The following is a 13,546-nucleotide window of genomic DNA, read 5'->3' on the forward strand; positions in this document are numbered from 1 at the left end:
CTCTTGAGAGAACTCCAGTCATGTTTTGTTTCATTAAGTAATATAAAATCTGACAGTTCTTGCCTGTTTGCTCCTGCTTTATCAGCATAAACCATAAAAAAAAACGTCAGTTTGAATACTTCAAATAGATTGAACGTCAACAACTTACTTCTAAGCAGATGACGAACACAAAATAACCATGCTACACTAAAACATGACTGTAAGAAAGGGGTTTCATACGCATGCGCTCATTCGAAGAACGATTAACGAACCAGATAGAAGCGACCGCGCTTCTGACAACACTCATTCACCCCTCGTCGGACCAACTCCGACTGGATAAACTAGATAAATTTTCAAAAAAATTATTAAAACGTGAATTTACGATTGCTTTTGCCGGTCACTTTTCCGCCGGAAAATCGAGTATGATCAACGCGTTGACGGGCGAATCGATTTTACCGACAAGTCCGATTCCGACGAGCGCGAATATCATAACGGTCCAACATGATCAGCACGATGCCGCAATCGTCCATTTCCATGATCGTCCGTCCGTCAAGTTAACGTCTGATGAGTTGTCTCACCTCGAGACGTTAGGACGCGATGGAACGGTCGAACGAATCGACATCACCCACGCGGCATCGACGTTGCCAAACGGTTTGGTCCTGATGGACACACCGGGTGTCGACTCCGTGGACGATGCACACCGAATTTCTACCGAATCCGCTTTACACTTAGCCGATATTATTTTTTATGTCATGGATTACAATCATGTTCAGTCCGAATTGAATTTCATGGTCACGAAGGAATTGCTCGGTTCCGTTCCTGAGCTGTACCTAATCGTCAATCAAATTGATAAACACCAGTCCAACGAGTTATCGTTTGCGTCGTTTAAACGCTCTGTCCGCCAGTCATTCGCGTCGCATGGTGTTGAACCAAAAGGGATCTTTTTTACAAGCTTGCGCGAAGCTGAACAGCCGGACAACGATTTTGCGACGGTCAAACAATTGGTGGAGCAAAGCATCCGGGACGTTCAACCGAAACTTCTGCAGTCCGCGGCGACGACGCTCGAAAGCCTGCATCAAGAACACGTCACCTACTTGCAGACCCGGGTAGAAGAAGCTGAACAAGCCAGTCAGGAACAGCTGACACGCGAAGAACAACTCCATCCGGATACGGTCTTCTCACGCTTGGAACAGATCGAGCAACAAATCCAGTTGATGTCACCGGAACAATGGGTCAGCCGCTTCTCCAAACACCGCGAAAGTTTGCTTCGAAATGCGACGTTGATGCCGTTTGAACTCCGTGAAAAGATGAAGACGTTTCTTGAATCACGTCAGCCGACGTTTAAAGTCGGCTTTTTCAAAAGTGCCAAGAAAACGCAGGAGACCCAGCAACAGATTGCCGAAGACGTGTTGCATGCGTTGCAGTCCGTCACGACCTCGGAAGTCGCTTTGCACCTGCGTAAACTGATGAAGCAGTCGTTGAAAGAAGCCGGCTTGTTGTCGGATACGCAGTCGTTACAAATCGATCAGTTTCCGCTTGATCCTCCGCTTGACGTGATCGAAGAGGCGTTGCAAGAAGGCATCACGATCACGGGCGAATCCGTCCTGCAATTTACGAACCGGGTCGTCAGCCAGACTAGTGCCTGGTATGTCAAAGAAACAAACCGGTGGCGGGACGCCGTTCGTGTGGAACTCGAACAGACGGATGGAACAGCCGTGCAGGCGTTACTGGCCGATCGAGATGTCTTGCGTCAAAAACGTGAACTGTTGACGACGGAAACAGCGACGCGTCAAGGAATGACGACCTATCTCGAACAAGCAGCCGCGCCTTCGGATGATCAAGTGGAACTTGCCCGGCAACAAGTAGTAGCATGGAAACAAAAACTGATACGGACAGAACAAGATGTCGTTCCGTTTACACCACTTGAATCACTCAAAGAAACAGCGGCGACGGTCGAACAGCCGGTAACAACAACGTCCAAAGAAGCGCCGTCCTACTCGCTTCATGAAATTAAGCAGATCCAGGACATTTTGTCACAAGTGCCCGGATTCGAAGAAACGGTCGCCTATCTCGAAGACAAGTTGACTCGGGTCACCGCGAGTACGTTTACGATTGCTTTGTTCGGCGCCTTCAGCGCCGGTAAATCGTCGTTTTGTAATGCGTTGCTCGGACATGCGGTCTTACCGGTTTCACCTAACCCGACGACGGCATCGATCAACCGGATCAATCCGGTCAGTCCGGAACATCCGCATGAGACGGCGACGATCCTGTTTAAAACCGAGCAGGAGTTGCTCAGCGATTTGAATGACGTGCTGCATAAATTCGATGCATCCGCTGAATCACTTACCGACGCACTCGCTTGGATTGAAAGCCGTTCGGAACAGGAGTTACGAAACGCTTCATTTTTACGTGCCTTTTCGACCGGTTATCCGATTGTTCAACCGTTCATCGGTACGACTCAAACCGTTGACCGGAAAACGTTCACGGAATATGTCGCCCAAGAACACCTCAGTTGTTTTGTCGATATTATCGACTTGTATTTCGACAGTCCCCTGACGCGTCTCGGGATTACATTGGTCGATACACCGGGTGCTGATTCAATCAATGCCCGCCATACCGATGTCGCTTTCGAATATATCAAGGATGCCGATGCGATTCTGTTCGTCACGTACTTCAACCACGCCTTCGCTCGCGCCGACCGCGAATTTCTCATCCAGCTCGGGCGCGTCAAGGATGCGTTTGAACTCGACAAGATGTTTTTTATCGTCAATGCCATTGATTTAGCTAGTCAAGAGTCCGAAAAGCAAGACGTCTTACAGTATGTCGGGACCGAATTGCAACGGTTCGGAATTCGGGCGCCGCGCCTGTTCGGTGTCTCCAGCCTGCAGGCGTTGTCCGAAAAACAGACCGGAAACAGCCAGCAATCCGGACTTTCCGCATTCGAAGAAGTGTTCCATCAATTTTTGGAACAAGACCTGAAAGGGCTCGCCTTACAAGCCTTATCGGATGAGACGGAAAAAACCGTCCATCGGTTGGGACAAGTGATTGCACAAACCGAATCCAATATTGCACGAAAAGAGAGCCGTCTGGAAGAACTCGACCAGATCACGGCAACGATTGAGACACATTTCGCGGATCATCGCCCCGACTTGCTACGGCATGCGTTAGCTGCTGAAATTCATGAGTTGTTGCACCATGTCAATCAGCGTATTTATTACCGGTTCCCGGACTTCTTCAAAGAAGCCTATCATCCGGTCCGGTTTGCGAATGCCACGAAACAGCAGGCTTTACAACAAGCCTTGGAGGAATTGCTCGGCTTCTTGCGGTATGATTTTGAACAAGAACTGCGAGTGACCCATTTCCGGATCGACAATTGGATTAAAACTGCCATGGACCAACGTTTCCAAGAGGAAGAACAGTTTGCGAGGAAATTGAACCCGTCCTTCCAATTGTCGCCATTCGAGTCGTTTTCAATGCCGGCGGTAAGCTTTACGGGACCGTTTCTTGACCCAACACCTTACGAATCCGTGAAACAGTATTTCCGAAATGCCAAAGTCTTTTTTGAACGAAACGAAAAAGAACAATTAAAAGACGCTTTGATGCAGATGACGAAACCGGACGCCACCGCATATCTGGACTCCGAGGAACAACAATTACGTACTATCGCCCATCAACACGTCATCGTCTTACTCGATGCGATGTATGCAGCACTGCAAGACACGTTACGGAAGCAAATCGAGGTCGAACGCGATACCTTGAGCGCTCCGAATCCGCTCGCTCCATTTAAAGAAGCCCAACTGAAAATCAATCAGCTGTTACCGGCGTCCTCGTCTTGATACCAGCCAAACGTCAACAAAAATCCCGACCGATTTCGTCCTCTTATCGAAAGAGACACGAATCGTCCGGGATTTTTTTATTCCGTTCCCTCTCGACCGGAAGGATGCGGCCAGTACGATTTAAAATAATGTAAGACATACTCGTGGACGTGACGGACGAGCGGCCGTTGTTCGACTCCCGCCAAATGATTGAGAGAGACGTCCCATAACATCGGTGGGTCAAACGGAAGAATTCGGATATCTTCTGCATGATGAAACCGTAAAATCGGTTCTGGTAAAATCGACACGACATCCAGTTCCTGGACCATCCCGATCAACAAATCCCAAGCTCCGGACGTAAAAAAGATGTGTGGTTCCACCTGAACGTTTCGAAACTGCGACAGAATTTGATGATGCAACATGAAGCTGTCATTGAGAATGACAAGCGGTTCTGTAGCCAACTCTTGATAGGATACGTTCTGTTGCTGACTCAGCGGATGGCTGGGACGGACCGCGACGACGACCTCATCTTCAATCAACCGGTAACGTTCGATTCCATACGACTCTCCCGGCTCAATCAAAATCGCTAAGTCCAATTCTTCGAGCAACAGACGGCGTTTTAATTCAAATGCCCCTTCTTCAATCACTTCCAACTCAATCCCCGGATGTTCTGCCATCAACTTCGGGATGAGTTGCGAGAACAGGACCGGTAAGATGACAGGCGGAATGCCGAGCCGGACTTTCCCTCGCATCAGATTGGATCGTTCATGCAGATGCTCCATCATGACTTGATGTTGGCGTAACACTTTTAACGCGTCTTCATAAAATTGTCGACCCGCATCGGTCAGACCGGTCAAGCGTCCATGATGACGTTCAAACAGTTCGACTTGCTCTGACTCTTCAAAATCGCGCACCAGCTGGCTGAGTGCAGGTTGCGAAATATGTAGGTGTTTTGAAGCTCGGGTTAAATTGTACGCTTGATCCACGATGGTCGTGAAAAATCGTAATTGTCGAATATCCAACCGCTTTCCTCCCTCACTCATCAAACCAATGATTTTTTCTGAAATACACAATCATGCTAATCGAGATCATCGCCATTCCGCCTAAAGCAAAGAAATAGCCATACTTCGTCGTCAGTTCCGGCATATGTTCAAAGTTCATTCCGTAAATTCCGGCAATAAACGTTAAGGGCATGAAAATCGTCGTAAAAATCGTCAAAGTCTTCATGATATTGTTCATCCGGTATGAATTGAGCGATATAAAATTGTCCCGGAATTCGGAAGTCATCTCGCGGTTGTACTCGATCATGTCGTTGAGTTTCAGCAGATGATCGTAGATATCTTGGAAAAAGGCTTTTTTATTTGCATGGATCGCCAGTCGTCTTGATTCAACGACACGGTATAACAAATCCCGCATCGGTAAAATCGTTCGCGCCACTTCCAACAAATCGGATCGAATATCAAAGATGTCTTCCATGATGCGTTTATCGTTTCCGCGCTGTTCGTAACGTCCTTCGAGTGAAAAAATCTTATCTTCCAATGCATGCACGATTGGAAAATAGCCATCGACGATCTTATCCATGATTTTATGTACAATCTCAATCGTCCAGTGTTCATGGTCGCCATGAATCCGTTGAAAGGTATTGAACACCAAATCAATCTCGCTTGATGGTTCTTCATGGTAAGAAACGACATACTTCTCATTAGCAAACAGATTAATTTCTTTCCCTTTTAGCGATTCCGTATCTAAGGCATGCAGAACAAAAAAGCTATACCCTTCATAATATTCCAATTTCGGGCGTTGCAAGTACTGAAAACAGTCCTCAAGCGCCAACGGGTGAAAATCAAATGCCGACACCAGCTGTTGTTTCTCATGCTCCGTCGGTTGGTCAAAATCAACAAAATACCACTTGATATTTGGTTCGTGAAGTCGATTCAAATGCGTATCCACTAAAACTTGATGATCGGTCGTCACAAGAAGACAACGTATCATAAACGTTCACCTACTTTTCGTTACTGTGCCTTCAGTATCGCAAACAATCGATGCCTTTTCCATCAAAAAAAGACTGTAGCGCTGAGTCTACAGTCTTTTTATTTTATCCGCGTTCGAAGTAAAAGCCGTTCCAGTAAACATGACGGTACGTGAACTCTTTGCCGCTTTTTGTCGTCACAAGCATCTCGTCTTCAGATACCACGGCAATCTTGATCGGCGTCTCACCATGATCGGTCAGAAAATTCAAGATCTCCAAATGACGGTTGAGCCAAAGCCGACGACGAAACCAACGAAAACGACTGAACGCAGCAGTAAAATGCAAGATTGATAACAACATGATGACCATCCCAAACGGTAATGGAATATCAAATAACGCAACCAAGTAGAAATCTGCGATGATCAGGAACACAGATAAGCCCATCTCGGTCATTTCCATAAAGGAAGCTTTATACGTGGCAAAGTAGGTCATGACACGAAATAAAACAATGACCGTCAAATAAGGAACAAAATAAAGACGAAAAACATGGTCCGACCCACTATTGACGTACATGAGTAAGGGCAGGAAGAAAAGCAACTTCCAAGTTAGGATGGCAGAATAAAACAAAGTGTGATCCGTGTAGCGTTTGCGTACAATGGCGCGACTAATGTTCATTGCCTTCCCCTCCTTCAATGGTGACTCCATGCTCAAGTCGATGATGTCGGGACGTGATGCCTATAAGGGTATCTTTCCGAATTAGGCAACTTCTAACCGTAAATTTCGTGTAAAATGTAGGTTTATATTGAGTATACGAAACATTCTGATAAAAAGTTTTATTTTCCCATCATTCCCCATATTTGAATGTGCTGTTTTTAGCCGTTCACTCGTATTTGTTCTTTGCCGTTTTTTTCTTTACACTTGAATTAGATTATTTTAGAAATGAGATGAAAAGCATGTACAGCCATATCGTGATCGGGGCAGGTATTCTCGGCACCTCAACCGCGTATCATTTAGCGAAAGAAGGAGCATCCGTCTTGTTGGTGGACCGGAAAGAAGCAGGTCGTGCCACGCATGTCGCAGCCGGAATCATTTGTCCTTGGATGACGCAACGTCGGAACAAGGCGTGGTATCGGTTAGCCAATAACGGTGCTCATTATTATGACATCTTGATTCCGGAACTCGAGGCACTTGGTGAGACGACGACCGGCTATCAAAAAGTAGGCGCAATCGCTTTACACGAAACATCAAAAATCGAAAAAATGCAGATCATTGCTGAAAATCGTTTTCCCGAGGCGCCGGCGATTCAGCAAATCGAGCGTTTGACCGCTGATCGCGTGCAACAGATGTTTCCGTTGATTGAATATGTCGAGGATGCATTATTCGTTTCCGGCGGAGCACGAGTTGACGGACGTGCGTTACGTGCTGCATTAGAACGCGGCGCCCTCAAACAGCAGGCGAAGGTGGTCGAAGCAGATGCCGCGTTAATCGTCGTGGATGGCCAAGTGAAAGGTGTCCAAATTGATGATGAAATACATTATGCGGAGCAAATCATCTTGACGGCAGGAGTCTGGGTCAATGAGTTATTGAAACCGTTGCATCTTGAACTTGACATCCGTCCTGAAAAAGGGCAGATTCTCCATCTGGACATCACAGCGGAACAGACAGAACAATGGCCTGTCATCATGGGGCAACGTGGACTGTACCTTGTATCGATCGAGGATGGAAAATTGGCACTCGGCTCTACCCATGAGAAACAGCTTGACTATAACCTCCAACCAACCGTCAAGGGCATGCATGCTTTATTGACACGTGCCTTGCCGGTTGCCCCTGCACTGGAAGACTCGAAAATCAATGAGATGCGTGTCGGACTTCGTCCTTATACCAGTAATTCCTTACCGATCATCGGACGACTCGCGACTCATCCGAATGTATTGGTCGCAAACGGACTTGGAGCCTCCGGCTTAACGATTGGTCCTTATCTGGGGCGTGAATTAGCGAAGTTAGCGTTAGGACAAGAACTCGATATCAATCTGGAGGATTATTTACCTCAATGAGCGAACAACAAACGAACTTTTACCTTCTTGATAGTCTATACCCGCTAATAAACAAGAACAAACGTTCTTAATTCGAGATATCAAAGGAGAGTTGAATGTGCATCCGATTAAACCTTTTGTGACTCTTGATCAGCTGGAATCCCTCGACATTCGTGTCGGTACAATTCGTTCACTTCGGACTTCGGACGAAGAACCCGCTTTACTGTTACTGCTGATCGATTTCCTAGAATTTCAACAGTCCTTGTTCCTCGATTGGAAAGAAACACGTTTTGAATACGAAGAAATCATCGGCAAACAAGCACTTGTCGCTCTGAACGTCCCGGGACTCGTCGTCGGCTCATCCGGTCGGATTCTCGAGTTAGGTTCTCTCGATCAGCTCATGCCCGTGTTGGTCTGCCCGGAACACCCGATTCCGGACGGAAGCCGACTGACCTGACGAAGAAACGACCATCCGCCATCGGATGGTCGTTTTTTTATCGTCATGTCTTTTCTAAATAATGGACACTAAAATATTGGTTTCGATCCGTAAAATATGTGACCGGAGTAAATCCATTTTGTCTAGCCAACACTTGAAAGTCATCCACACTGTACTTATAGGAATTTTCCGTATGGATGGTTTCACCTTGTTTAAAACTAAACGTCAGACCCGCGACGGTCACCAGTTGATCGACCCGACTCCTCAGATGCATCTCAATCCGGCCAAGCGCCTCATTATAAAACGCAACATGTTCGAACCTTGTCAGGTCAAATGTTCCGTCCAGTGATTCATTGATATGCTGTAAAATGTTCAAATTGAACTGTGCCGTCACTCCCGCCTGATCGTTATAGGCTTCGTCGAGAACACTTGCCGCTTTTTTCGTATCAATACCGATCAAAAATCCGTCACCCTTTTCCAGCAGTTGACACGAACGACTCAAAAAAGCAGCCGCCTCGTCGGGATCAAAATTGCCGATGGTTGACCCGGGAAAGAAAATCACTTTTTTCAGCTTGTCTTCAATCGGCAGGACCAGCGGCGTCGAATAATCACCACATACGGCTTTGATATCCAAAGTCGGGTAGTCCTGCGAAAGTTGATGCGCCGATTGAATCAAAAACTCTTTGGAAATATCAATTGGCATATATGCCTCCAACTGATGCAATGAGCTGAGCAGACTTTTGATTTTCCGACTGCTGCCGCTTCCATACTCAATCAGTGTATGGACCGGTCCGATACAATCGGCAATCGCCACTTGATATTGCGATAAAATCTCGAGTTCCGTTCTCGTCAAATAGTATTCCGGTTGTCGCGTAATTTGCTCGAATAATTCAGACCCCCTTTGATCATAAAAGTATTTTGCCTGAAGTGTCTTCTTGTCTTGCGATAATCCGGACAACACTTCCTGACGCATGTTGTGTTGCTTCGTATACATGTCATAACTTTTGACCTGCTGACTCATTTAAAGGTCACCTGCCAACCGAAAACCACTGAACTGCCAACGTTTATCCGGAGGAAAGAAATTACGGTACGTTTCGCGGATATGATCATCCGGCGTCACGCATGCGCCTCCTCGCAACACCATCTGGTTACACATGAATTTTGCATTGTATTCCCCTAACGCCCCTTCAAGCGGCCGATTTCCCGGATACGGTGCATAGGCACTCGCAGTCCATTCCCAGACATCACCGAACATGCCGGTCATCTCTTGCAGATCGGAACTGACAGGTCGAGGATGGTAGGACCCTTCTCCCATCAGATTCCCCCGTTGTTCAACCTGCCGTCCGACGTACTCCCATTCCGTCTCGGTCGGTAATCGTTTTCCATACCAGCGGCTGTAGGCATCCGCTTCGTAAAAACTGACATGACAAACAGGTTCGTCTAAAGATAACGGTTTGATTCCGTTTAAGGTAAAGACGGACCACTCACCCTGTTCGTTTTTCATCCAGTACAAAGGTGCTTTCCAGCTTTGTTGATTAACGACATGAAACCCGTCAGACAACCAATGCTCCGACTGTTCATACCCGCCTGCTTCGACAAATGCCAAAAACTCACGGTTGGTGACCGGTCGGCTTGCCAACTCAAACGGGTTGAGCCAGGTTTTGTGGACTGGATTTTCATTATCAAAGGCAAACCCTTGACCATCATGACCGATTTCAACGAGTCCCCCTTCAAACCGTTTAAATGTTGGTGAACCGTCAACGTCCAGAGTACGTTCAGATTCTGTTTTATTTTGATAAGCAGGCAGTAAGGGGTTGACGAAAAAGTTGTACTTAACGTCCATTAGGATTAATTCCTGATGTTGCTGTTCATGTTGCAGCCCCATTTCAATCAGTTGCTCCAGTTTTTGCTGAACGAGTGTTTCTCGCTTTTGTTGCAACAGGGACAAGATTGCTTTGTCCACATGCATTCGGTAAGCAAGTATTTCCTCAACGGTCGGCCGAGACAGAACACCTCGTTGATGACGTGGTTGGTAAGGTCCAATCGAATTGTAGTAGGAATTGAACAAATAGTTATACTTTGGATGAAACACCGTATACTGGTCATCATATTCCTGGAGAATCATTCGCTCAAAAAACCATGTGGTATGTGCGATATGCCATTTCGGCGGGCTGACATCCGGGCTGGCTTGAATAATAAAATCCTCCGGTTCGAGCGGTTCGATCAATGCTAAGGTTTGATTGCGGACAGCAGAAAACTTGTCTACTAAGTAAGTCGTGGTTTCCAGTCTCACTTCAAAACACTCCTTTAAATGGATTTTTCTGAAAATATGCACCATTCTCTTTACCCTTTTCCCTTTCAAGTAAGCGCTCTCAATAAAATAAAAAAAAGAAGCGACACCCCGGAAGGATGCCGCTTTCTCCGACTTAATACACTTTATCGCCGTTAAAAATTGAATTTTTGACGACCACATAATCGACAGTCCTGATTGCTTGCAGTTTGTTACCGCCCGCGTACGAAATCGCAGACTGTAAATCTTGCTCCATCTCAATCAACGTCTCTGACAAGCTGCCTTTATGTTCGACAAACACTTTTTTTCCTTCGACGTTCTTTTTCTCACCTTTTTGAAACTCGGACGCCGAACCAAAATATTCTTTAACGCGTAGTCCATCAACTTCGTGCGTCTCACCTGGAGACTCTTCGTGTCCCGCAAACAGCGAACCGATCATCACCATCGTCGCCCCAAAACGAACCGATTTTGCAATGTCGCCGTGGGTCCGGATGCCACCATCAGCGATAATTGGTTTACTGGCCGCTTTGGCACACCATCTTAATGCTGCCAATTGCCAGCCTCCCGTACCAAATCCCGTTTTGATTTTCGTAATACACACCTTACCTGGACCAATCCCAACTTTTGTCGCGTCTGCTCCAGCGTGTTCCAGTTCACGAACGGCTTCCGGTGTCCCGACGTTTCCAGCAATAACAAAACTGTCCGGTAACAGCAGTTTGATATGTTGGATCATTCGAATGACCGCTTCCGAATGACCATGAGCGATGTCAATCGTGATGTATTCCGGCGTCAAGCCTTCTTGTGCCAACGTCTCGACGAATGTATATTCTTCCGCTTTCACGCCAACGCTGATTGATGCAATCAAATGGCGTTTTTGCATTGACCGGACAAAATCGAGTCGTGTTTCAGGCTCGAAACGATGCATGATATAAAAATAACCGTTCTCTGCCAAATAAGTCGCAATTTTTTCGTCAATGATCGTCTGCATATTGGCCGGAACGACCGGTAACTTAAACCGTCGTCCACCAAACTCAACCGTCGTATCACATTCCGACCGGCTTCCTACGATTGATTTTGCAGGAATTAATTGAATATCTTCATAATCAAATACTACATCCATCACTAGCACCCCAAATAACGAATATTTTTTATTAATTAAATAGTAACGTTCGTACTTGGATACTATATCGAACATTAGGAAGCTTGTCAAAATAAAATCACCAAAAAACATATTTTTTCTATTCAAAACTTCATCAATGTTCGTCTTTTATAGAGTATTCCACCTTTAATTGATCAATCCATGCTCCTTCCCATTCAAAAAAGCTAGTTTCCGTTCCTGTTTCAAAAATATGCTCAGGATAAGGAAGCGCTAAGGGTGGACGATCTTTCCTGTCAAAATAACACAGTTGTTTGGATTCACCGTCAATCGCTGTTAACGTTCCTTCCAACACATCACACTCAAAAATAAAGGCGATATACTCCACCTGGTTTTGATCCGGGTAGGTCAGTCGAAACGCCTCTCCTCCAAAACAGCCGATCAAGCGGACCGGACGGACAATCAATCCAGTTTCTTCATATACTTCGCGGATCACCGCTTTTGCCGGCGGCTCGCCCGGTTCGATTGCGCCCGCCGGAAGGCTCCAGAACGGACCTCCCGGATCTTGGAATAAGATTCGCCCGGAAGCATCGCGGATGATGGCACCGACAGACGGCGTGAACAACAATTGATTTCCTGTTTTTTGACGCAGATTCTGGTAATACGTCGACATGGGCATGAATCATTCTCCTTTGACAATTCTGATGTATGGCTAAAAGACTGTGCTCGAGCGTTTCCCTTCATTCGAGTTCTTCTTTTAATAGGGCAAACAATACGAAGTCTTCCCAGGCACCGTTAATGAACAAACTCTTTTTTGCGATCCCTTCTTGTCTGAACCCCACTTTTTCCAAGACGCGGATCGATCCGATATTCTCGGGCATGACTTCGGCCCGCAAACGGTGGAACTGGTACTCCTCGAACAAGAGACGCGCAGCTTGGCGGACAGCTAGTGACATGATCCCCTGCCCGTTATACTGCTGATCAAGTTGATACCCGATCATACACGTCTCTGCCGGAGAACGCTCCACAAAAGCTGCCGAAACCTCCCCAATCAGCTGATTCGACTCTGTTAAAAAAACTCCAAAAGCGTAAGAACGATCAGCTTGTGCATTTTCTTTCAATTGTTGAATTCGTTCTTTATACTTCTCCAAAGTATAGGAATCTGGTACCGGTTTTACCGGCATCCAATATTCGAAATGATTTCTGTTTTTAACATTCAAGTCTAGTAGTGCCTGCGCATCCGCCGGTTTGTAATGGCGTAAAGTGATGGATGACATATAGCCTCTTCCTTTCCTCTAAACGATCGATTTTTTAATTATCTTGATATCAAGCAGTTTAAGTGTTTGATATTTATTTTTTGGGGAAAATTACAAGATATCTGATAAGTAACAAAGTGTTTACAAAACATATGTACACACTGATGAGGAGGAGAGCATGCAAACGGATCGAGAATTATTCCAACAAATTGAACAAAAAAATAGTCAAGCTCTCGAGTTGTTATATGACCGGTACGAAAAATCGATTTACGTGGTCCTTACACGTATGGTACCGGATGAACAACACGTCCAACTTACATTAAAACAAATCTTTCACGACATCTGGAAAAATCCCAGTCGTCATTCTTCCATACATGGTTACTTAATTTCAGCTGTGAAGCGAACAAAATCAACACGTCAGCCTGTCAGTTAATTTGAAGTTTTAATGAGGATAGCTTTTTATATTCGAAGCGAATCTCATGATCCCTTTATTTTTAACGGTACATGGCTATTGGATATTTTTTAGGCGGATTATCCTTTTTTTTGTTCATTACTTCCTTTTCTTATTTGTCTGTGATATATTATAAAGTAATTATTGTTGTTCGGTGGAGATACAAAGTGTATACTTTCGACTCGATGAAATTGATCACAGTAGTAATAATCAGTGTGACT

At 45.8% G+C, this 13,546-nt stretch carries 12 protein-coding genes; 4 read left to right on the top strand and 8 right to left on the bottom strand.

The genetic code is table 11. The annotated features are described in order from the left end of the window. The first annotated feature begins 221 nt into the window (after positions 1 to 221). On the top strand, positions 222 to 3,815 hold the full coding sequence (locus ACHA8N_RS06435; RefSeq protein ID WP_393965142.1) for a dynamin family protein: 3,594 nt from the start codon (positions 222 to 224) through the stop codon (positions 3,813 to 3,815). A gap of 77 nt (positions 3,816 to 3,892) precedes the next feature. Here ACHA8N_RS06435 and ACHA8N_RS06440 read toward each other — a convergent pair whose 3' ends face one another. From ACHA8N_RS06440 to ACHA8N_RS06450, 3 genes are all read right to left on the bottom strand, one after another. After that, on the bottom strand, positions 3,893 to 4,816 hold the full coding sequence (locus ACHA8N_RS06440; RefSeq protein WP_393965143.1) for a LysR family transcriptional regulator: 924 nt from the start codon (positions 4,814 to 4,816) through the stop codon (positions 3,893 to 3,895). A 13-nt stretch (positions 4,817 to 4,829) separates the two neighbouring features. Further along, positions 4,830 to 5,786, bottom strand: a complete 957-nt coding sequence (gene corA / locus ACHA8N_RS06445; protein WP_393965144.1) for a magnesium/cobalt transporter CorA — start codon at positions 5,784 to 5,786, stop codon at positions 4,830 to 4,832. A 103-nt stretch (positions 5,787 to 5,889) separates the two neighbouring features. After that, the gene (locus tag ACHA8N_RS06450; protein ID WP_028106133.1) at positions 5,890 to 6,438 is read right to left on the bottom strand and encodes a hypothetical protein; all 549 of its coding nucleotides are present in this window, start codon (positions 6,436 to 6,438) and stop codon (positions 5,890 to 5,892) included. A gap of 269 nt (positions 6,439 to 6,707) precedes the next feature. Here ACHA8N_RS06450 and ACHA8N_RS06455 point away from each other — a divergent pair, with 269 nt between their 5' ends. Both ACHA8N_RS06455 and ACHA8N_RS06460 read left to right on the top strand, forming a co-directional pair. Then, positions 6,708 to 7,817, top strand: coding sequence for an NAD(P)/FAD-dependent oxidoreductase (locus ACHA8N_RS06455; RefSeq protein WP_393965145.1), 1,110 nt, complete (start codon positions 6,708 to 6,710; stop codon positions 7,815 to 7,817). 97 nt (positions 7,818 to 7,914) lie between these two features. Next, on the top strand, positions 7,915 to 8,253 hold the full coding sequence (locus tag ACHA8N_RS06460) for a hypothetical protein (protein WP_393965146.1): 339 nt from the start codon (positions 7,915 to 7,917) through the stop codon (positions 8,251 to 8,253). A 43-nt stretch (positions 8,254 to 8,296) separates the two neighbouring features. On the opposite strand, the gene egtD is transcribed toward ACHA8N_RS06460, so the two are convergent. The 5 genes from egtD to ACHA8N_RS06485 all read right to left on the bottom strand — a co-directional run bounded on the left by egtD (position 8,297) and on the right by ACHA8N_RS06485 (position 12,895). After that, on the bottom strand, positions 8,297 to 9,253 hold the full coding sequence (gene egtD / locus ACHA8N_RS06465) for an L-histidine N(alpha)-methyltransferase (protein ID WP_393965147.1): 957 nt from the start codon (positions 9,251 to 9,253) through the stop codon (positions 8,297 to 8,299). Continuing rightward, positions 9,254 to 10,525, bottom strand: coding sequence for an ergothioneine biosynthesis protein EgtB (gene egtB / locus ACHA8N_RS06470; RefSeq protein WP_393965148.1), 1,272 nt, complete (start codon positions 10,523 to 10,525; stop codon positions 9,254 to 9,256). A 133-nt stretch (positions 10,526 to 10,658) separates the two neighbouring features. Continuing rightward, entirely contained in the window at positions 10,659 to 11,642 is a 984-nt protein-coding gene (guaC, locus tag ACHA8N_RS06475; RefSeq protein ID WP_034769871.1) for a GMP reductase, read from the bottom strand. A 133-nt stretch (positions 11,643 to 11,775) separates the two neighbouring features. After that, positions 11,776 to 12,297 (bottom strand): NUDIX hydrolase, encoded by a 522-nt coding sequence (locus ACHA8N_RS06480; RefSeq protein ID WP_393965149.1) that lies wholly within the window; start codon positions 12,295 to 12,297, stop codon positions 11,776 to 11,778. 61 nt (positions 12,298 to 12,358) lie between these two features. Continuing rightward, the gene (locus ACHA8N_RS06485; RefSeq protein WP_393965150.1) at positions 12,359 to 12,895 is read right to left on the bottom strand and encodes a GNAT family N-acetyltransferase; all 537 of its coding nucleotides are present in this window, start codon (positions 12,893 to 12,895) and stop codon (positions 12,359 to 12,361) included. A gap of 157 nt (positions 12,896 to 13,052) precedes the next feature. Between ACHA8N_RS06485 and ACHA8N_RS06490 the strand changes: the two genes are divergently transcribed. Then, positions 13,053 to 13,307, top strand: a complete 255-nt coding sequence (locus ACHA8N_RS06490) for an RNA polymerase sigma factor (RefSeq protein ID WP_147511031.1) — start codon at positions 13,053 to 13,055, stop codon at positions 13,305 to 13,307. Positions 13,308 to 13,546 lie beyond the last annotated feature (239 nt).

The organism is Exiguobacterium sp. S22-S28, from assembly GCF_043359615.1.
Taxonomy (GTDB): Bacteria; Bacillota; Bacilli; order Exiguobacteriales; family Exiguobacteriaceae; genus Exiguobacterium_A.

Excerpts from the sequence above, each read along its gene's own strand:
- corA (WP_393965144.1), bottom strand. The coding sequence starts at position 5,786 with ATGATACGTTGTCTTCTTGTGACGACCGATCATCAAGTTTTAGTGGAT.
- ACHA8N_RS06435 (WP_393965142.1), top strand. The coding sequence starts at position 222 with ATGCGCTCATTCGAAGAACGATTAACGAACCAGATAGAAGCGACCGCG.
- guaC (WP_034769871.1), bottom strand. The coding sequence starts at position 11,642 with ATGGATGTAGTATTTGATTATGAAGATATTCAATTAATTCCTGCAAAA.
- ACHA8N_RS06455 (WP_393965145.1), top strand. The coding sequence starts at position 6,708 with ATGAAAAGCATGTACAGCCATATCGTGATCGGGGCAGGTATTCTCGGC.
- egtD (WP_393965147.1), bottom strand. The coding sequence starts at position 9,253 with ATGAGTCAGCAGGTCAAAAGTTATGACATGTATACGAAGCAACACAAC.
- ACHA8N_RS06480 (WP_393965149.1), bottom strand. The coding sequence starts at position 12,297 with ATGCCCATGTCGACGTATTACCAGAATCTGCGTCAAAAAACAGGAAAT.
- ACHA8N_RS06485 (WP_393965150.1), bottom strand. The coding sequence starts at position 12,895 with ATGTCATCCATCACTTTACGCCATTACAAACCGGCGGATGCGCAGGCA.
- ACHA8N_RS06490 (WP_147511031.1), top strand. The coding sequence starts at position 13,053 with ATGCAAACGGATCGAGAATTATTCCAACAAATTGAACAAAAAAATAGT.
- ACHA8N_RS06450 (WP_028106133.1), bottom strand. The coding sequence starts at position 6,438 with ATGAACATTAGTCGCGCCATTGTACGCAAACGCTACACGGATCACACT.